We start from the raw sequence: 21,775 nt of genomic DNA, 5'->3' as shown, positions 1-21,775 counted from the left end.
TGAAATCATGTTTCCTCTTCATATTCGTTGGCCCACAAATGAAGGCAGGCCAGCAAACAAAAGGCATAATAACAGGATATTCTTTGACTTTATTTCTCCCATCCTGGGTTTTGATCGAGGTTAGGATTCTTGTCAATTCGTCTCTGCATGATGGGGTAAAGACACTGCTTATTCGTAATGTTGAAGAGCGAATATTGGTAAGAACTTACCGTTCTTGTATAGAACTTCTGCGGTTCATTGCTTCGCGCGTCGACATTCATCACAATGAATGGGTCGGCCATGGTACGCTGAAGTTCGCCCCAACGACGTAGATCGTAGAAACGACGGCCTTCAAGTGCAAACTCCACTTGACGTTCGCGCTTAATCAATTCGCGCATCTTCGTCTTGTTGGCAGCGTCAGCAAGTGTGATACCGGGTAAGCCTGCACGATAACGAATCATGTTGAAATACTTCACCATTTCAGCGGGATCACGCGACACAGTGACGTTATGTTCGTTGTCAGTATAGCTTCCTTCCATCTCATTCATAGCCTCAACATAGTTTAAAAGCACCTCAGCATAGCGAATCAAAGGGAAGTATTTACTACGCACAGTGCCTCCGTTTCCGGGCTTATCTGATGGGTGGCAGTATTTAATACAGTTGTAACCAGAGAACGATTTGTCGTTAGGATAGTCAGACCAAGCACCAAATGGGCTGTCCTTATAAAACGTTTGATAGAAGTTTTTGTTATTTGCGGCTGTACCAGTATAGGAACTTGCCTCGCGATAACAATAGTTAAAGACGATTGAAGCATAGAAACGCATCTCACGATTATCATACATTTTGGCCACCTGTGAACTCAATTGATAGTTTGAAAAGGTCTTACCATTGCCACCAATAGGCTTCCATGCCTCAGAAGGATCAGGGTAACCACTACCAGGTTCGTTGATATCCATGCCGTTTTGCATACGATATGCGTCGACAAGATTTTGGCTAACACAGAGTCCATTGCCTCCACCTGCAACGGCAGGGAACGAGATCCACACGAGATCCCACGATGCTTCTTTGGCCCACATGAATTCAGACACATTGAAACCACTTTCTTCTCCGGTAAACATATCATTGTAAGAGCGGAACGGATCGATGCCTCCAATGCCGTCGGGAAAGTTTGCCGTTGAGACGTTTGCAGGGAAAGTAGGTGTTTTACTGTCTGCAGGAACAGTATAAAGAGCATACTTTCCAGTGTCTATTATGCGTTTACAGACAGCGGCAGCCTTAGCCCATTTCGTTGCATCATAAGTCTGATTGAAGTAGTGAACACCATCAGTATGTCGCTTAAAGTCTACGTAATACTTGTTTCCATTGAACCAAGGACTGGCAGCTTCAAGCAGTACTCGTGACTCCAAAGCTAATGCAGCACCAGCTGTAGGCACCTTATATGTCTCAATAGAAGAGCGTTCTGTGTCGAGCATTTGAGCCGCTTCTTCATACTCTTTTGCTATGAAAGCGATGCACTCATCATAGGTTGCACGCGGATAAGTCATATCTTCTACGCTGGCATTCGAAGGGATTGACTTCGGAATCAAAGGCACAGGACCATATTGACGGACAAGACAATAATAATAATGTGCAAGTAAGAAGTGACATTGTCCAGCGATATCACGGCGTTCAGTCTCTGAAAGGTCCTGACATTCCTTCATGCGTTCAAGAATCATATAAGCCTTTCGGATGCCTTTATAGTAGTTAGCCCAGCCGTCAAAATAGCCTTTGTATTTATCAATCTCACCCATTGCGTAGTATATTCCCGCGTGCCTATCGTCCTTCCATGAGCAGAAAGCTTCGTCTGAAGAGAAGCTAAACGGAACACTTGCATTAGTCCATAACTGATCGTCTGCAGGCAGATAACTCGATGCTGCATTAAGATATTGCATCAGAAGGCTCTTGCGTTGGAACACAGAATCAAGACTCGTTTGGTTGTAAAAGTACTTATCTGTGTTGAGAAAATCATCGCAAGAAGAGAGTGCCGGAAGGAGCGTTACCGAGGCAACAACCCCTAATAATATATGTTTGGTTTTCATATTATTTCGTCATTAATAGATTGTTGTTTCATTTAGAAGCTTATATTAAATTGCAAAGTGTATGTGCGCTGAATAGGATATGCCGCACCATTGCTTGCCACCTGCCCCGGATCCCAAAGTTTAATGTTATCCCAAGTGCAGATGTTATTAACAATAAAGCTTGCATCTATATTTGAAATACCCAACGTTTTGTTAAGCCATGGGTAGATAAATGAATACCGTATCGTCAAGTTCTTAAAGCGAAGATAACGATTATTGGCTAACCAGAACGTGGAAGCTCGGTTGTTATTGCGATTCTCTCCATAGGTTAGACGAGGGAAACGAGCATCGGGATTCTCGGTAGATGCCGTTCCTGAGAACTCGCGCGGCGTCCAACGGTTATTTTGGTCGGCTGCAATCGTCAATAGATTTCCCGTTGCTTCCCATGCAAATGGATAGAAACCAGTGCCTCCATAGAAGAAAGTGCTGTGGCCAGTACCCTCAAACAATGCACTCACAGAAAGGCGTTTCCACTTCACTTCTGCGGCAAAACCATACTGGATTTCAGGTGTATTGGAATATGAAAGCGGTACAATATCGTCGTCGTTGATAACTCCGTCGTTATTAACATCCTTGTATTTGATGTCTCCAGGATATACCTTTGCCTCATAACTCTGTTTAGGTGAACTATAAACATCATCCCAATCGCGGAATAATCCAAGTGCTATTAAACCACGTTGAACACCATAAGGAACGCCCGTATAAGACTGATAAGGATAACGAATGTCTGATTGTTCCCAATTAGTTACCTTATTTCGTGAATAAGTAAAGTTTCCTCGAATTGTGGTTCGCCAGTCATGATTCCAGTCTTTGGTAAAGGTGATGTTACCATCCATACCATGTGATTGCATCGAACCAATGTTTGCCCAAGGCAAAGACTCTAATCCCATCTCGTCAGGAACAGTTGCACGCTGTTGAAAAATACCTGTTCGGTTGTCTCTAAAGTAATCAATGGTGAACTCAAGCATGCCTTTTAAGAGGTGTGCATCAATACCAATATCGAGCTTCTTTGCCTTTTCCCACACCAAGCCATCAGTGCCTACTTGACCTTCTCTGATAGAATGATAAAGACTGTTCCAGCCAGCTCCTGCCCCCGTTATAGTCGTAATATAAGGGAATCTCGTTCCACCAATGCGATCATTACCAACAAGTCCGTAAGAAGCACGTAGCTTAAAGTAATCTAACCAAGTCAAATTCTTCTGTACCCACTTATATTGTGTGGGGATCCAACCACCAGAAATAGCCGGGAACCAACCGAAACGGTGTCCTGTTTGGAATTGTTCTGAACCCGTATATCCAAGATTAAACTCTGTAAAATAAGTATCTTTATACCCATAAGTAACGCGACCTGACAGTGCTTCATTACGGTAAGGGATAGATCCTATGACTGATTCTACATTCTTACCATCCTTGAATGAGAACGACTTGCTTTGCAAATAGAACATCATTAACGCTCCCAATGAGTGGTCACCAAACTTCCGATTGTAGCTACTATTAAGCTCCCAATAGTAATCTCTATTAAAGATTACCTGCTGACCATAGCTTTCATCCCTCTTCTCTATAGTCCTTTCAGTGTGTAAAGAGCCATCCCCATAGCGGCCTTTTGCAATGTAAACATCGGGCATTTTGAAATGCGTTGTGTTATGTTCTGACTGACCTGAGTATGAGAACATACCGCGAACTTTCAGTCCTTTGGTAATAAAGTCAAGGTTTTGGTCTATACTTACGGAGAGATCTGTATTCAAACGACGATTTTGTTTGTATCCCATTTCATTCAATTGAACATAAGGTGAGATCTGATCTCCATTCTTTCCAAAAGATGAAAGCTGACCATTTGAATACTTAACTGGCATCGTTACGGGCGTAAGATTAGCCTGAGCGCTCCACAATGTGTTGTTATCGGAAAGACCAGGGCCGTCATTATCCACGATTACTTGATTGAGTTTTAGGCTCAAAGTAGTACGCTTTGTCAGGTTAGCATCTACCTTAGAGAGGAACGAATACTTAGTATATCCTACATTAGTATTATAGTCATGACAGGATTTATCCTGTTTAAACACGCCGTCTTTACTAAGGATACTCAACGAAAGATAATAGCGAGCAGCCGTTCCTCCGCCTGCAATACTGAGGAATTCTTGGTTCTGCCATACATGTTTATTAAGGATAACATCACGCCAATTCACGTTAGGATAGAGGTCAGGATCAAGCCCTGTGCGGAAGAGTTCAAGTTCAGTTGGTGTGTATTTTGGATCATTTCCACGCACCACCTGGGCTTCATTAGCCAACTTTGCATAAGTATAGGCATCGCAATACTTTGGTTCTCGTCCATTCTCACTCATGATAAAGTTCGACTTAAAGTTAATTCTTAACTTACCAGCCTTACCACTTTTCGTTGTGACAACAATCACACCATTCGCACCACGCACACCATATACAGCGGTTGCAGAGGCATCTTTCAAGATAGAGAAGCTTTCGATATCTGATGCATCGAGGTCATTAAGGTTACCTTCAATACCATCTATGAGCACAAGTGCTGATGAATTAGCGCCGAAAGTACTGATACCACGGATCCAGAACTCTGAAAAGTCATTGCCAGGTTCACCACTTCGCGTCACAGCTATTATGCCTGGGACGTTACCGCCAAGCATATTAGTAATTGAAGTGGCTGGAACATCAAGGTTCTCTGGCTTTACTGTCGTGATAGCTCCCGTCATAGAAACCTTCTTTTGCGTACCAGCTGCAACGACAACTACCTCATCAAGGTCGCCAATATCTTGCTTCAGAACGACTTTTAAGCCTTCTTTATTGTAATTTACTTTATAAGAATACTTCTTATATCCTAAGTAAGTGAAATCCAAAGTCGCATTACCGGGGATATCTTTCACACGGAATTTGCCATCAAGATCAGTCACTACACCACTCACACTCTTGTCATTACACTTTACAGTTACACCGATAAGTGGAGCTCCACTCTCGTCCATGACGGTACCAGCCACCATGAATTTACCCTGCGCAAAGGCTGAAGTGGCGATCAGCATGACTGCAAAGAGCATTATAATCTTTATCTGTTTCATCTTTTTGTTTTTAGGAATTAGAATACGATATAAGGGTTCTTCGCTTATTCTATGGCAAATTTACGCACGTCACTTCCCCACCCTTCAATAATATAGAAGTTGCCGTCATCGTCTGCAGAGATATCATAAGGATAGGTAAATGTTACTTCTGATGGTAAGCCTTCTACCTTATTATTATCTGATTTGTTGTAAATGCCGGCCACAGTCGTTACCATTCCGTCGGCATGTCCAATCTTTCGTATTGTGAATCCCATGGAGTCAGTGATATACATGTTACCATCAACGTCAAAGGCCATACCAGTTGGGTTCCTGAAAGAGGCACTCATTCGCGGTCCATCCATTGAGCCAACACCATTGAAACCAGCAAACTGCTCTATGGTTTGCCCATCTTTAGATATCTTATACACGCCATGCGCGTTCTGAACTGTCATATAAAAGCATTTATCGAGCTTGCTCCAAACCAGATAAGAGATATTCTTATCAACAGTACCACAATGCTCATTGAGGATTTCTACATGGTCGGGATCGGCTAATTCCATTCTACCGAAGCGGCCTTGATGGTCTCTGAAGTAAAGGAACTTTTCCTCGTCATCCAATGCACAGGCATAGATATCACCCTCAACTGTCTTTGTTTGCCCTGCAGCATCCTTGTATTGAAGACTCGTTGCAAGTCGTTTTGCACTCCAATTATTAGTCTGATCGAAGCAATATACAGCGTGGGGTTGCTGAATTTGGATTGCATATAGTCGCTTACGACTACTATTTACGGCTGGATGTCCAAAGTTAGGACCGCCTGCCAACAATGTAATCACCTTATTATCTGTTTCAGATATCATCCTAACTCGATTGTTTCGGCCTTCCATTACAATGACATTATTGCCTGTAACAACGCCCACACCATACATATAATTGAAGCGAGCATCAATGGGATTACCATCTACATAGCCTCCAGCTCCAGTCTTTCCAGCCAATACAGACACGCGTTCTACCTTGGTATACTTAAAGTCGTTAGGACACGTTACAGGCTCACCCACAGAGTCAACGCGCACAGTTACCTTATTGAATCCATTCTCTTGCTTCGGACAAATGCCATACAACGTGGTGCCATTTGAACTCACCACGGTTGCCTTTCGATTGCCATTGAAGACTACTTCTATCTTCGATGGGTCGGTGCCGAAGTTCGAACCATTAATTACAAACTGTGTAAGATACCCACCAGAATCAGGGAGTATCTTCGAAACTACAACGGGAAGACTCCGATTAAAGGCTTCACCCTTAATCTTTGGTGCCTCATAACGATAATCATCCGAACAGGAAACTAATCCTATCGAAAGTCCTGTTGCAAGGAAAAGGAAGGTTGACATTGTCAACTTGCACATCATATTAGACATATATTAAATAGGTATTAAACTTAAATGCGTTTGTTACATACTGATGAAACATGGTTCATCAAGACATTTCTTTTGGGATTTTATAGCGCTATTTCTGGTTCTTTAGTGCGTCGTTCTTAAGAGAGAGTTACACTGTTTATGTTATTTATAGGTTTTTATACATTGATTAGGTAATGCAAAAATATGAAAATTGTATTATAACACCAAATTAATTACAAAGAAAATTGTCTTTTAACACTAAAAAGTTTGAATTTAAGCATCTTGCAATTTGATAGACTTTACACGGTAATATGCATCTAATTGTCCTGCAATATGTTACACTTTACAAGACGATTTGACTTATTTTAGAAACAGACAACAGCGATTCTTCTTAACAACAACAAACTATCGGGAGGAAGAAACAAAAGGAGGTATGAAACCTACCTTAGGAAATTACAACATAAAGCGTGATGTAACAGCGTATTAGAAGAAAGAAAACACGACGCAATGTCTGCATAAGAAACGCTTTTCAAAAGTCAAAACATAACATCGATAAACATCAAAGGCTATAATATAATAAGGTGAAAACAACAAAAGAAGATGCAAAGAAAACAATCATTCATCAAACAATGCTGTCAAACGAACTTCATTTTAAGACTTTGTTTGCCTGCAATCCTCTGCAATATAAACAAAAATGATTGAAAGCCCCGCTACGTTTTCCTTCAAGAAATCATCCGTAACGCGGCTTTCAATCACTTATTTAGCTTTGCCCTTTGCCTGTTAAAGCGTCTTGATATATTGTGCAAGACGATCGTTTCCGGCAAGCGTTAGCTCGAAAAGTCGCCATTGATTGCGCGCTCTTTCAAGGTTATGAGTGGCATGAGTGGTCTTAAAGTAGGTGTCACCATTTAGATAATCTGCCAAGAAACGAACGCATTGCATGTATGGGAAGAGGCGCATTGCATAAGGAAGCAAGTCACGTTCGCGCTCGGTTAGAAACGATTTTGTTCCTTCAACATAGCCCTTCGTAAAGCTTTCAATAACATCCCAGTGCAAGGCTACCTTCGAAACATCGGGATCATCCTCTTGAACCACATTGGCAGCTGTACGTAAGAAGTCACCATAATCAGAGAAAACAAAGCTCGGCATGACTGTATCGAGGTCGATAACACAAAGCACTTGTCCGTTCTCATCAAACAACATGTTGTTTACTTTCGTATCACAATGGCAGAGATGTTTAGGGAGTTTGCCCTCACGATAAAGCCTTTCACCAAGACACATGGCTTCCGCGTGCTCCTCAATCTTGTCTACAAGGGGCTGAACTTCATTCAAACGACCCGCTGCATCGGCCTTAACTGCCTCACGAAGCTGCCTGATTCTCAGCTCCATATTATGGAAGTCGGGTATCGTTTCACCCAGTTCTTCGTCTACATCGCTAAGCATTGATTCGAAACGACCAAAGGTTCGTCCACAATCATAAGCATTTTGCGGCGTCACTTGAGAGTAAGTCTGTGTCCGAGGGATATAAACTGAAACACGCCAGAACTCACCTTCGGGCGTCTTATGATAGGTTTTACCATCTTTAGTCTGTACAAAGTGCAGCACTTTCCTATCAATATCCTGCTCACCGGCAGCCTCTAACTTCTTCCGAATGTGCCGAGTCACCACCTCAATATTATGTTGTAGCAACTCAACATCCGTGAAAATATGATGGTTAATGCGCTGAAGCACATAGTCATGTGGCGCACCTTCGGGCATATTTACCTTGTAAGTATCGTTGATAAGTCCGTTTCCTAATGGCACAATCTCCACCGGATTACCTTCAATTTCAAAGTTAAAAAGAATCTGTTCTTGTTTTGTTTTGCCTTCTTTTTGCATAGTAATAGTGTTAAATTCAATATAGATTACAATGCAAAAGTAGTATATTCTTCTCACTTTATTCAACAAAACAGAAAGTTTTATCTTATATATGCTTTATTTAACACAAACGATTGGAATCATCATTAACCTCGTTTCATGTGACAATTCGCTATTCTTTTTCTTGCATATCTCGTTTTTTTTTCCGAATATTGCAATTGAAATATAGTTGATACTAACATCTTTTTGACCAACACTAATATTGGCCTGACATGAAATCTGTAGTAAACTACCTGATAAGATTCCTTTTCTCTCTTCTTTTGTTGATGCTTTCAACGACAGAAAGTCTATCACAAAACATCGCGTTTAACCATCTTACACCCGATGAAGGGCTTTCCCAGATCTCAGTAAATAGCCTATATGCCGACCGAGATGGAAACATTTGGATTGCAACTCGCGTGGGATTAAACTGCTATGACGGTAATAAGTTGCGCATATATGCCAATAAAAGGGGCAACAAAAACAGCCTTTTCTGCAACAATGTGAAACAAGTCACGGGCGATGGCAACCGCTTTCTCTACCTGCTTTGTGCTGAAGGAATCGCCCAACTTGATTTAACGACGTTAAGTTTCAAAACACTTCTCATCGACAATAACGTCGGAGCGCTATGCTATCACAAGCAGTTGTTCTTCAGTGATAGGCATAAAATCATGGTCTATCAACCCCATTCGCGGCGCAACAAGCTTTATCTCACGTTGCCAACAAAGTCTCATGTGACGAGCATCAATATTGATTCGCGAGGCAGAATGTGGATAGGCACACGCGGAAATGGAGTATATTGTCTTGCATCGGGCAAGCTTTCTCACCCCATCCAGGTAGGAAACATCACCCAAATCTATGAAGATCACACACAAACGCAATGGATAGGAAGTTGGAATAACGGGCTATGGACCATCAATAGGCAAGGGAAATGCACCAACATCACTAAGGGAAAGTTGCTCAATTCAAACTTTGTTCGCGCGTTTTGTGAGGATAATTCAGGCATGATGTGGATTGGAACATACCTCGGTTTGACGCGTTATAATCCACGAACTGGCCAAGCTTCTACGTTCATTGCAGACAATCGGGAAAACAGTTTGACTAATTCCAGCATCTGGAGCATTATCAAAGACAAGCAGGGAACACTCTGGTTGGGAACCTATTTTGGGGGTATCAATTACTTTAATCCTGAATATGAGATCTACACGCAATACAGATTGCACGACAAAGGCAGTCAAGGATTGAGCAGCCAGATAGTGGGTCGCATGACAGAAGACGACAAAGGGAACCTCTGGATATGTACAGAAGGCGGCGGATTAAACATCTATCATCCCCAAACTAAAGCCTTCTCACGCTATCCTTTGCCTGGAGTGGAACTCACACAAAACAACTTAAAGGCTATCTTCTTTGACAAATCACGACGCACAATGTGGGTAGGCGCGCACTTAGGAGGCCTCGATCGCATCAGTCTTGCAGGCAAAACAAGTCGCACTTACAGGCACAATCCCGCCAATCCGAAGTCACTTCCTTCAGACATTGTTAGGGATATCAAGCCTTATGGGCGTCATTTGATTGTGGCAACTCAGGAAGGTGTCGCCATGATGGACCCCGAAACCGACACGTTTACGCCTCTACTTGCATCAGAAAAGCTACGCAATGTGCAAGGGCTTTGCATTGACAAACGCGGCCGTTTGTGGGTTGCCACAGAATCGCGTGGCGTTTATTGCTACCATTTTGCCACTAAAAGATTCCGCCATTTCCAACAAACGCAGGCAAAAGGCAGCCTTAGTTGTAACAACATCAACCACATTATGACGGATCGTCAAGGCCGCATCTGGCTGTCAACGGCCAATGATGGCATCGACCTTTATGACGAACAACACAACCAATTCATTAATTATGGGCATCAAGAAGGGCTGATTGGCAACTGCGTTTATGCCACTGCACCCTCATCTTTATCTGACAATGAACTGCTACTCATTACGAATCAAGGCTTCTCGGTATTCAATCTGCGCCATAAATCGTTTAGAAACTACAACAAAGACAACGGCTTTCCCCTCGCAACAATCAACGAAAATGCACTTTATGTGACGCCATCGGGAACGGTATATCTTGGGGGTGTGCGCGGAATGGTATCCTTTAAAGAGTGCGATCTCCACAAAAAGACAAAGCCTTTTGCCCTCCGTTTCACCCGACTTTATATCAATGGACAAGAAGTTTTGCCTCAAGATGCAACGCATATCCTCGATAAAACACTGAACAATACCAAAGAGATTGAACTCGATTATGACCACTCTGTCATCAGTATTGAATATGCATCATCCAATCATATCCAAGCCAACACACAGCCACTTGAATATCGTTTGACGGGCACTTCTAATCATTGGTTTCCCATTGGCAGGCGACAAAGAACGATAGACTTCTTTAATCTCCCCTCAGGACGATACACTTTAGAACTTCGCCCCATAGGAACAACAACACCTTCTGCCCGACTTCAAATCAAGATTCTCCCTCCATGGTATCGCTCTTTCTGGGCCATCATCGGCTATATCCTATTGACTGGGCTTATCATTATATGGCTGGTGCGGAGTTATCGCAAGCGAATCAAGTTGTCAGAATCGTTAAAATACGAACAACAACACGCGAAAGACATTGAAGAACGCAACCAATCAAAGCTTCGTTTCTTTACAAATGTCTCGCATGAGATAAGGACTCCCCTCACGGTTATCATGGGATTGTCGGAGGCTTTGCTACATTCTCAACGATTTGCTGCTGATATTCACAACAAACTTCAAGGCATTTATCGTAACAGTCAGCAACTGCGCGACCTCATTTCTGAACTTCTTGACTTCAAGAAACAAGAGCACACACAAGGTAAACTCTGTGTAGAAGAGACACAATGGTCGGCCTTTGTCAAAACCATTTGCAGCCTGTTTAAGGAATATGCCAATGCAAAAGACATCTCACTCACCGTGAATGCCACTACCGACACTATGGTTTGGATAGACCAAAAGCAAATGAAGAAGGTGGTGAACAACTTGATTGCTAACGCTTTGAAATACACTCCACAAGGTGGAACGATTGTGGTTACAACCCAAACTACGGCTACCGAAGCCCTGCTTCAAGTCGCTGACTCGGGCAAAGGCATTGCCCAGGCCGACCTTGAACATGTGTTTGATTGCTTCTATCAGGTGAAAGAGTTTGAATCTTTGACTGAAATTGGCACGGGCATAGGCCTAAACCTGACACAAACCATTGTGCAACAACATCACGGAACGATTCATGTTACGTCGGAAATCAACAAGGGAACCACGTTCACTGTAGCCATACCATTGGGTAAAGACCATTTTAATGAGAGCGAAGTAAACACTACTCCCCAAGAGAAGGCTATCTCGTGTGCAAACAATATGCGTCAAATTACCGCACAATCTGCGTCAAATCACGAGGTAATTCCTATGACTTCACCCGATGAAATACGTCAAACCGCAAACGCAACAATATTGATTGTTGAAGACAATGACGACATTCGGCAACTCTTAGTGACTGTACTCAGCCCCTACTTCCACACTGTTACGGCTGTAGACGGCCGCGAAGGGCTCGAAGTTACGCGTGATGTTATGCCCGATATCATTATCAGTGATGTGCTGATGCCTCATCTTTCAGGCTTAGAACTCTGTAAGATGATTAAGGAAGACCTATCGATTTGTCATATACCTGTGATTCTTTTGACGGCACAAACTGCCTTGACTCAAGAGCTCGAAGGACTGAAAATAGGAGCTGACGACTATATCACCAAACCATTTAACAACGAGGTTCTCGTGTCAAGATGCAACAACTTGATTAATTCCCGACGTCTACTTCAACACAAATTTGGTGAACATCCTCACACCGAAGCAAACATGTTGGCCTCTAATCCGCTTGACAAAGCAATGTTAGACAAAGCTATCGACATCATAGACAAACATTATATGAGCTCGGATTTCAGCGTAGAAGTGTTTGCAAGAGAAATGGGATTGTCGCGTACAAGCCTATTTACGAAGTGGAAAACACTTACAGGTCAGACGCCAAACGAATTCATTATGCAGATGCGTTTGCGTAAAGCTGCAAAGATGTTACGCGAGAATCCCCAGCTAAGTATAGCCGAAATAAGCTATAAAAACGGCTTTTCCAGCCCGCGTTATTTCTGTAAATGTTTCAAAGACCGCTATCAACAACAACCTTCGGCCTATCGAAACACAAGCGAATAAGCGTTATTTTAAATCGAAAACCTACGCTTTTCAGAGAGGAAAGAGCCTTTTATCGTGTCATAAAAGGCTTCTTCATCTCTTCCATTGTCGGTGCAATATGCTCGAAAAAGCGGCGATAACCCGCACAAAGATAATTCAAGCCAGGATTCCCATAGCGGTCTTTGAGGAAACGATTCTTAGGACATTCGCCATGACAAGCAAAGGCCCAACGACACTCTTTGCACTGACGTGGAAGACGATTATACTTGAGTTGGCTGAAATGTCGTTGCTTTTCACCATACAACATCTCTAATAACGTGTGCTGATAGATATTGCCTAACTTGTATTGGGGAAAGACAAAGTGGTCACACGAGTATACATCTCCATTGTATTCCATAACACCTGCGTGGCCACATTCCTTTGAAAAGATACACGTTCCGGGCATAACACCAACCCAATTTGCCAGCATACTGTCGAAGATTTGAACGAAAACCTTACCTATATCGGCCTTTTTCCACTCATCAAAGATGCCACAAAGGAAGCTACCCCATTGCTCGGGAGTGACCGAAGTGTCTGAAACCATCTCACCGGCAGCCTCACCCAAGGCCGCAAGATGGCGTCCGTCGTCGTGTGGCATGATGCGTTCCACGATGGGAGCAAACTGAATAAACTGGCAGTTTATACGTTTAAAGAAGTCGTAAAATGCCTTTGGATGGTCGGCATTATAGCGGTTGACAACGGCCATTGCATTCCATTCCACGCCGTGTTTTTGTAGTAATCGTATGCCATTCATCACCTTTTCAAACGATGGATTGCCACGATTATCACGACGATATCGGTCATGAAACTCAGCAGGTCCATCGATAGAGATGCCTACAAGCCAATTGTTTGCCTTGAGAAAACGGCACCATTCGTCGGTCAACAAAGTGCCATTGGTTTGCAAAGCATTATCAATTCGGCGACCACGAGCATATTTTTGTTGCAAGGCTACAGCCTTTTGATAGAACGAAAGCGGTCGAAGTGTCGGCTCACCACCATGCCAAGTGAAGAGCACTTCATTCATTGTTTGCGCTTCAATGTATTCTTTGATGAAGCGTTCCAATAGTTCATCCGTCATGATTCGATGCGATTGCTGCTTATAAAGATTTGACTTTTCAAGATAATAGCAGTAATCACACGCCAAGTTACAAGCCGCTCCAACGGGTTTTAACATTACATATAGCGGACGAGCAAAAGGAGATATAGTGGCCATAGATTTCAATTTAAATGCTGAAAGATATTTTCCGAGGGTGCAATGATACTAAAAAAATGCGTTATATGCAAACATTTCACCCCTTCATCCGCCTTTATTTAACCTCATCTGGCCATGGACATGGCTCGCCAGTAGCCTTTACTGATGGCCTCTGTGCATTGACTTTACGAAGATATCGCCCAAGCTTTGACGATAGTTTCCGCACTATCAACGGATACTTTTCAGCCAAATCATGGGCTTCTCCAATATCATTTGGGATATCATAAAGCTCTTTTTTATGCGTCTTATAGTTATAAATGAGCTTCCAAGAGCCCTCTCGTGCAGCGCAGTTCAGACTGATTCCAGGGCCTGTATTGCCCCAAACATTAGGGTAATTCCACACTAACAGTCGACCACGTGAAGGGTCTCCGCTTCCTTTCAACAATGGAACAAAGCTCTTACCATCAACCTTTTGCGGCACCTTATAATGCTTAACACCGGCTAATTCGAGTAGCGTTGGGAAGTAATCTTCTATCATAACATATTGTGAACACACGCTCTTTGGCTTCACAACTCCAGGCCATCGCACGATCATTGGCTCGCGAATACCTCCTTCATACATAGAACCTTTGCCCGACTTTAACGGATAATTCTGCGTAAAAAGCGGCTCATCACGCCACTGTTTCCCTGTTGCATAGCCTCCATTATCACTCATAAAGATGACTATAGTGCGTCGAGTTTCATCGTTGTTATCTAACCAATCGAGGATATCTCCAAGGCTTTTATCCATCCCTTCCACAAGAGAAGCATAGGCCGCTTCCTTCTCACTAAGTCCCTTTTTGAGGTATTTCGCATAATAACGAGGGTCTCTATCTACGGGAATATGCACCGCATAATGAGACATATAGAGGTAGAATGGCTGATGATATTGCTTGGCTTGATCTAATGATTTGAGTGCTTCTCGCGTCAAAGCTTCAGTGAGAAACACGCCCGAATGCCAGTAATTATCCAGTCCCGGAATAGCCATTCGGTGACTCTTTCCATTGTTTTCCGCATTCCCATAGCATCGTTCACTAAGGTAAGTAGCAGGTCCTCCTATCGCACTTCCCGCGATATTGACCTCAAATCCCCAATGCGTGGGGTTCTCGCCAGGCGTATTTCGTGCACCCCAATGAGCCTTTCCGCAGTGTATAGTGTGGTAACCGGCAGCCTGAAGCAGGTTGACAAACGACGTCGCGCGATACGTATTGCGCTCTCCTTCCACTCTACTGATGCCGTTATAGTTCCAATCTGGCAAGGTCAAAAGACTGTCTTTGAGGTCTGTTGACACGTTCTTTTCCAACGTCCAATTAGTCACTTTATGGCGCGCTGCATTACTACCCGTCATCAAACTACAGCGACTTGGCGAGCTAATTGGACATGCATAGGCCTGACGAAACAACATACCTTGCGATGCAAGTCGCTCCATATTAGGGGTCTCATATCGGTCATTATACATGGTGCGTTGCGTCCAAAAGGGAAGCGAAGTGTCTTGCCAGCCCATGTCATCTACCATAAAAAGGATGATGTTTGGACGTTCCGAAGCATCGTCTTTCGCCATTACCGATGAGCCAAAGGCAAAGAAAACACCAGATAAAGCAACGGAATAGCGGCAGAGATTTGTAGAAGATGAGGTTTTCATTTGAAGGAGTATAGGATTTAAAGTCTATTGATTTTGATTTTCTGTTTTATCGTTTTGTCTTACGACTCTACAAAGATAACACAAAAAAAGCAAGGTAACCAACAAGTAATATACTTTTGAACGATTTTGTAATCAAAATGAACGGATTTAACAAATGAAACATTTTTAATTATAATCTCAGGCAGTTCACCGCATGAAATGACGCAGATTACTCGGTGAAATGACGCAAATCGTTGTGTAAAATGCCTCACTTTATACGATGAAATGCCCCAAACCATTTTACCATTAATTATCAACAATGTCATCACCCCTAATTAACCCATTTGCGGCTACAAATATCCTAATACACAATGCCAAAGATATTGTGTTAATATCCCAATGAATATATCTGCCATGATGTATGTTGTAACGATACAACAATGTAGGTTTATGCCAACATTTCAATGAATGTATCCGCCACCATGAATATTCTCACCACGCAACTCGGTACGAGTTGTTCTTTTGATAGCCCGGGGTTGGCGAGGAACGAGCCTACCCCGGAGAAACGTTCGCAAGGAGATTCAACGCCGTAGGTGTTGAGCTTTTTCTGTGAAGGCACGCTTACTATGAAACATTTTATGGCGGATAACGCCGAAAAAGCACAACACCTACGGCGTTGTTCCTCGCAAACCATACGCTAACCCAGGGTAGCCTGCACTATCGTTTGGCAACCCTGGGCTATCAAAAGCGCAACACCTACGGCGTTGAAATTTTCATTTTATAATACAATTAATACCAAAATACGAATAAATAAATAGCAAAATATGTCAACATTCCCATGAACACATCGCCCATGGTGAATGTCATAACGATGCAACGCTTACAGCGTTGCCACTTCGATAAATATAAAATTATTATCGATTGCAGAGAAATAATGTCATGGTGATTGTGTTTTCCCTCTTAAATCACCATGACGTCATGGTTTAGAATGGCGTAAAAAGCCATGTAATCTCCACCTTTTTAAAATATGGAGCAAATCACTTGATAATCTACTTCACAAGAAGGCGTTGAATGAAGTCATTCGGAGGGAACTGCAATAAAAATTGAATCATGGCATGAGAAAACGGGATAAAACTATTCTTTCTGTACGGAATTGAACTTTTTTTGAACTATTTTACTATAATATTCATTGTAAAACCACTATATTTGCGACTGAAAACCTGTGATAATCTATCAGATTTCCTTGACTAATCAACCTAACAATTATATACTTTATGAGAATTAAAAGCAGCAAAGTAGCTTGGAAAAAAGCCCTATTCTGTACGTCGCTTGCCCTGACTTCTATGTCAGTTCACGCGCACGATGGTAGGGTTTGGACCGCTGATAAGAGTGGAATGCCGTCGTCAGTAGCACAAGATCAGGTGACTATCACAGGTAGTGTGTCTGACAACATGGGGCCGATGATTGGCGTAACTGTGTTGGAAAAGGGAACAACCAATGGCTGTGTGACCGACCTTAACGGCCAATTTGTACTAAAAGTGAAGTCGGCTGATGCCACACTTATTGTGTCGAACATTGGTTATACGACGCAAGAGGTGAAACTACGAGGCAGAAAATCGGTAACGATTACATTGGCAGAAGACAACAAACTGCTTAATGAGGTCGTCGTAGTAGGCTATGGTACCCAGAAGAAAGTAAACATGACAGGCGCTGTTTCGTCTATAAACGTGTCGAAACTTGCCGAGAGTCGTCCTCTAACTAATGTCTCTCAAGCACTTGCGGGCTTAGCCGCCGGAGTCTCAGTAACCTCTAATCACAACCGACCGGGAGACGATAATGCTTCTATTTTGGTGCGAGGTCAGGGCACATTAAACTCATCTGCGCCCCTGATTATTATCGATGGGTCGGAAGCCGGCATTAATACGGTGAACCCACAAGACATAGAATCTATCTCAATTCTAAAGGATGCAGCCTCTGCTGCCATATATGGCTCACGGGCAGCTAATGGAGTTGTGCTCATCACTACTAAGACAGGAGCGAGTGGGAAGATTAAAGTGGACTACAATGGTTATGTTTCTTTCGAGTCGATTCGCAAGACAATGACTCCTGTTTCCAATTATGCTGACTACATGGAGCTAATTAACGAGGGCTACACGAATAGCGGAAAGAAGGCTTTGTACAGTCAAAAGATGATTGATGCTTGGCGTAATGACGCAGGGAAAAACCCTCTAAAATATCCTAATACCGACTGGATTGATGAGACTTTCAAATGCTCAGCCTCAACAAATCATGTCATTTCGGTTTCTGGAGGCTCTGATAAGATACGCTTCTATGGTTCATTTGGCTTCATGAATAATCCTGGTGTGATGTATAATTCAGGCTTTACAAAGTATAATGGCCGCCTGAATCTCGACGCCGACGTAGCCAAATGGTTGAACATCGGCATTCAAGTGAGCGGGTATGTATCAGATATGCAGCCGGGATATCATGAGATTTCAAACGTCTTTACCTATACTTCTGCAACGACACCAGGCATGGTTTTCCGTGCACCCGATGGCAGATTTGGCGCTATGAACAATGATGAAGACGCGGCACAAAGTGCAAACAACAACCCATTGATACGCGCATTTAAATGGGATGGCACTGATCGTAAGAACAATTTCCACCCTCGTTTCCTTGCAACGATTAAGCCTTTGAAAGGACTTTCGCTTGCTTTGAGCTATTCGTATGAATTGGTTGACGAAGACATCATGCGTAAACCCGTGTTGTTAGAAGGCTGGAACTTCCTGACCGATCAAGTCACTTATACCACCAAAACAAAGTTTAACATCACCAATGAAAATAACAAAATAGAACGTTATTTCAATGATGCTGTGTTGAGATATCACCATAAGTTCTTCAAGAACAGCCTCACTTTAGACTATATGCTCGGTGCAAGTCAGGAACTATATCGGGCAAAGAATCTTCATGTTACAAAGCAAGACATGATTGATTTGGGCATGAGTGTGCTTGATGGTGCCACAGGTCAGGCCAGCGCTAATGGCGGAATATCAGAATGGGCCATGCGTTCTGTCTTCAGTCGACTAAACCTTAACTGGCAAGATCGTTATCTATTAGAGTTCAATCTCAGGGCCGATGGGTCGTCACGCTTCTTGAAAAACAAGCGATGGGGATACTTTCCATCACTCTCTGCGGCTTGGCGCATGGACCAAGAGAAGTTTATGGAGGGTGCGTTTAATGGCAAGTTGAGCAATCTTAAGCTTCGCGTTTCCTATGGTTCTCTTGGAAACAATAACGTGGGTAACTATGCTTCACAGTCACTTTACACGAGTAATAAGGGTGAATTAAACTATGTTTTAGGCAACACTATGGTAACAGGTATGGCGCAAATAGCCTTGGCCAACAGCCTACTTTCATGGGAAAGCACTAAGGTATTTGACGTTGGTTTGGACTTCGGATGGTTCAATAATCGCCTTACTGGAACTTTAGATTATTTCAATAAACGTACAACTGACATCCTCATTGACTTGCCGGCACCAGCTGTTCATGGTACAACGAGCTTACCAAAGGTTAATAGTGCCACTGTGACAAACCATGGATTGGAGTTCACTTTGGGTTGGCAAGACCAGGTGAATGGCTTTAGCTATGGCGCAACGGCAAACTTTACATATATCAAGAACAAAGTAAACAAGTTCAAAGGAACCGATAAAGGTGGCATGGCTATTAACGGAGCGAACCTCATTTGGGAAGGACATAGCATCAATTCTCAATATCTTTTGCGCGTTGACCGCTTGCTTCAAACAGATGAAGACATGCAACGCGTTCAGCAAATCATTGATAATGCCCCCACAGGTGCAGACGGAAAGAAACTTAATCCGTTTGCCGCCTTCGGCACACCAAAGAAGGGTGACCTGCTTTATAAGGACGTAAATGGTGATGGTGTCATTGACAACAACGACAAAGAGATAGTTAGTGATGGGCCGAATCCTAAGTTTATGATGGGTGTAAACCTTAATATGGCGTGGAAAGGCTTTGATTTTTCAGCGCTGATTCAAGGCGCTTTCGGAGCTAAAGTCTATTGGCAGCACGCGGCATATAATACTCCTACCGTGAGATTTGGATATCAAATCAACAAAAAAGTCGCTGATGGCAGATGGGTAGAAGGCCGTACTGACGCCACCTATCCACGTCTTGTAGACTATCAGGACGAGCAAAACACGAAGTTAAGTGACTTTTATTTAGAGAACAAAAGCTTCTTAAAGATTCGCAATGTGCAATTAGGCTACACGCTTCCTAAGGCATTAACGATGAAACTTAACATTGAAAGAGTACGCATTTACGGCAGTTTGGAGAACTTCTTCACCTTTACTAAGTACAAAGGATTTGACCCAGAAGTTAGTGGAATGGCTTATCCCTCAATGAAACAAGCTGTAATTGGTCTGAATGTATCATTCTAAATATAAGCAAACATGAAACTAAAATATATATCATTCGTTGCATTTGCAATGACATTATCATTGTCAAGCTGTTATGATTTGAATCGTTTCCCAGGCGATCAGCTTAGTAATGAGAAGTTCTATCGTAATGAAGAACATGCTAAAGAGGCTATGATGGCCGTCTACAATCAAATGCAAAAGGAAGACGTTTTCGGTCTACAATTCGCCATGGATGGCTTAGGTGGCATCGCAATGGGATATGATCCGCAGTCTTATCAGACTATACAGAGAGGCACTTATGACGTAAAGAATGGTCGCGTGTTAGGGAAATGGCAAAACCTTTACGAAGGAATCGCACGCGCAAATGGTGTACTTCAAAATGTAGATCGCTGCCAAATGAGCGATGAATTGAAAGTACAATATAAGGCAGAAGCTAAGTTTATGCGTGCCTTATACTACTTTACGCTGATGGATTTCTTTGGAGGTGTGCCCCTATATGACGAGAGTGTCATCGTAAGTGAAAGCTATAGTGAGATGAAAAACAAGCGAGAGAGCATTGAAAATGTGCGTGCTTTCATCCTCAAAGACCTCAAAGAAGCCGCTGATAAGCTTCCCGAAGCGTGGGATAAAGCTAATTATGGGCGTGCAACGAAATACGCAGCATTGGCTCAGATGGGTAAAGTCTATCTCTATGCAAAGGACTATCAGCATGCAAAAGACTGCTTCCAACAAGTTATTTCGTCAGGAAAGTATGCGTTATATGACAATTATGCCGACCTGTTTAAGCCCGGAGGAGACGAAAGTTCGGAGATGATCTTCGCCATACAAAACATGGGTGGCGTCGGAACGGACCATGGAATGCCGATGTGTTTCTATATGGGTACGAGGGAATCTTTTGGGAGTTGTTGGAACAATGTAATGGTTTCACCTCATTTTGTGGATACTTACGAGTACAAAGATGGGCGCCCTTTCGACTGGGATGATTGGTTCCCAGGCATTAAAACGAATAACAACATTAAGATAAAGACGTTCCGTTCTACCCTCGAAAAGGGCAAAGTGAAAGCTTATCCAGAAGCAAAGGCAAAGCTCTTACAAATGTATCAGGAGCGAGATCCACGCATGAATATGACTGTTATCTTGCCTTACACGCGCTATACTGGCTGGTATGCCAACGCAATTGAAGACTGTGAATTTGTTATTGCGCCTTCAATCATGAGCGGAAAAGGCTATATTCGTGTCAATCAGAACTACGAAACATACCTCTGGCGCAAGTTCGTTCCCGAAGGAAATATGGGAGGTGGTATCAACAATAGAGCGGATACACCTATCAACTTCCCTCTAATCCGCTATGCAGATGTACTATTAATGATGGCGGAATGCCAGAATGAATTGGGCAATCAGACTGAAGCTGTGGCACTAATCAACCAAGTTCGTGCACGAAAAGGGGTTGAAATGCCAGCCATCAACAGTGGTCCCACCTATTTAAATGCTACAACTAAGGATGAAGTTTTCAGCAGAATACGTCATGAAAGAGCTGTAGAATTGGCGGGAGAAGGCTGGAGTTTCAGTGACTTAAAACGTTGGAACATGTTGGAAACTCTTAATAAACGTGAGGAAAAAGATATCACAGGAAAGCCTCGTTACACACGTTCTGTGACAAAACGAGACTATCTTTGGCCGATACCTGCCGACGAAATAGAAAAGAACGGCAACCTTACGCAGAACCAAGATTGGTAGTTTTAGGTTATATATGTACATGAATGATGATTCCCGAGAGATGTGAATC

10 protein-coding genes are annotated in these 21,775 nt (G+C 42.9%); 4 read left to right on the top strand and 6 right to left on the bottom strand.

Features of this window, described 5'->3' with window-relative positions; translation table 11 throughout:
* Window positions 1-89 precede the first annotated feature (89 nt).
* From HMPREF9145_RS05665 to HMPREF9145_RS05650, 4 genes are all read right to left on the bottom strand, one after another.
* Window positions 90-2,057: a RagB/SusD family nutrient uptake outer membrane protein gene (locus HMPREF9145_RS05665; protein ID WP_021825382.1), complete on the bottom strand. Its 1,968-nt coding sequence runs from the start codon at window positions 2,055-2,057 to the stop codon at window positions 90-92.
* A 32-nt stretch (window positions 2,058-2,089) separates the two neighbouring features.
* Window positions 2,090-5,170, bottom strand: coding sequence for a SusC/RagA family TonB-linked outer membrane protein (locus tag HMPREF9145_RS05660; RefSeq protein WP_021825402.1), 3,081 nt, complete (start codon window positions 5,168-5,170; stop codon window positions 2,090-2,092).
* Window positions 5,171-5,214: 44 nt separating this feature from the next.
* The gene (locus HMPREF9145_RS05655) at window positions 5,215-6,552 is read right to left on the bottom strand and encodes an IPT/TIG domain-containing protein (RefSeq protein ID WP_231369760.1); all 1,338 of its coding nucleotides are present in this window, start codon (window positions 6,550-6,552) and stop codon (window positions 5,215-5,217) included.
* A gap of 768 nt (window positions 6,553-7,320) precedes the next feature.
* Window positions 7,321-8,418, bottom strand: a complete 1,098-nt coding sequence (locus HMPREF9145_RS05650) for a phosphotransferase enzyme family protein (RefSeq protein WP_021825375.1) — start codon at window positions 8,416-8,418, stop codon at window positions 7,321-7,323.
* 305 nt (window positions 8,419-8,723) lie between these two features.
* Between HMPREF9145_RS05650 and HMPREF9145_RS05645 the strand changes: the two genes are divergently transcribed.
* Window positions 8,724-12,683 carry a hybrid sensor histidine kinase/response regulator transcription factor gene (locus HMPREF9145_RS05645; protein WP_196809750.1) on the top strand — a complete coding sequence of 1,320 codons (3,960 nt, stop codon included), beginning with the start codon at window positions 8,724-8,726 and terminating at the stop codon, window positions 12,681-12,683.
* Between the two features lie 49 nt (window positions 12,684-12,732).
* On the opposite strand, the gene HMPREF9145_RS05640 is transcribed toward HMPREF9145_RS05645, so the two are convergent.
* Together HMPREF9145_RS05640 and HMPREF9145_RS05635 are read right to left on the bottom strand one after the other, a co-directional pair.
* Complete coding sequence (locus HMPREF9145_RS05640) at window positions 12,733-13,914, bottom strand: anaerobic sulfatase-maturation protein (protein ID WP_021825388.1); 1,182 nt, start codon at window positions 13,912-13,914, stop codon at window positions 12,733-12,735.
* Between the two features lie 94 nt (window positions 13,915-14,008).
* On the bottom strand, window positions 14,009-15,493 hold the full coding sequence (locus HMPREF9145_RS05635) for a sulfatase (RefSeq protein ID WP_231369763.1): 1,485 nt from the start codon (window positions 15,491-15,493) through the stop codon (window positions 14,009-14,011).
* Between the two features lie 524 nt (window positions 15,494-16,017).
* Between HMPREF9145_RS05635 and HMPREF9145_RS14120 the strand changes: the two genes are divergently transcribed.
* The 3 genes from HMPREF9145_RS14120 (at window position 16,018) to HMPREF9145_RS05625 (ending at window position 21,726) form a co-directional block, all read left to right on the top strand.
* Complete coding sequence (locus tag HMPREF9145_RS14120; RefSeq protein ID WP_081697698.1) at window positions 16,018-16,146, top strand: hypothetical protein; 129 nt, start codon at window positions 16,018-16,020, stop codon at window positions 16,144-16,146.
* 681 nt (window positions 16,147-16,827) lie between these two features.
* A complete protein-coding gene (locus tag HMPREF9145_RS05630; protein WP_036906768.1) occupies window positions 16,828-20,010 on the top strand; it encodes a SusC/RagA family TonB-linked outer membrane protein in 3,183 nt (1,060 codons plus the stop codon).
* 12 nt (window positions 20,011-20,022) lie between these two features.
* Complete coding sequence (locus tag HMPREF9145_RS05625; protein ID WP_021825403.1) at window positions 20,023-21,726, top strand: RagB/SusD family nutrient uptake outer membrane protein; 1,704 nt, start codon at window positions 20,023-20,025, stop codon at window positions 21,724-21,726.
* The last annotated feature ends 49 nt before the right edge of the window (window positions 21,727-21,775 follow it).

It is taken from the genome of Segatella salivae F0493 (assembly GCF_000477535.1).
Lineage (GTDB): Bacteria > Bacteroidota > Bacteroidia > Bacteroidales > Bacteroidaceae > Prevotella > Prevotella salivae.
This window is presented reverse-complemented; position numbering and strand designations above follow the sequence as displayed.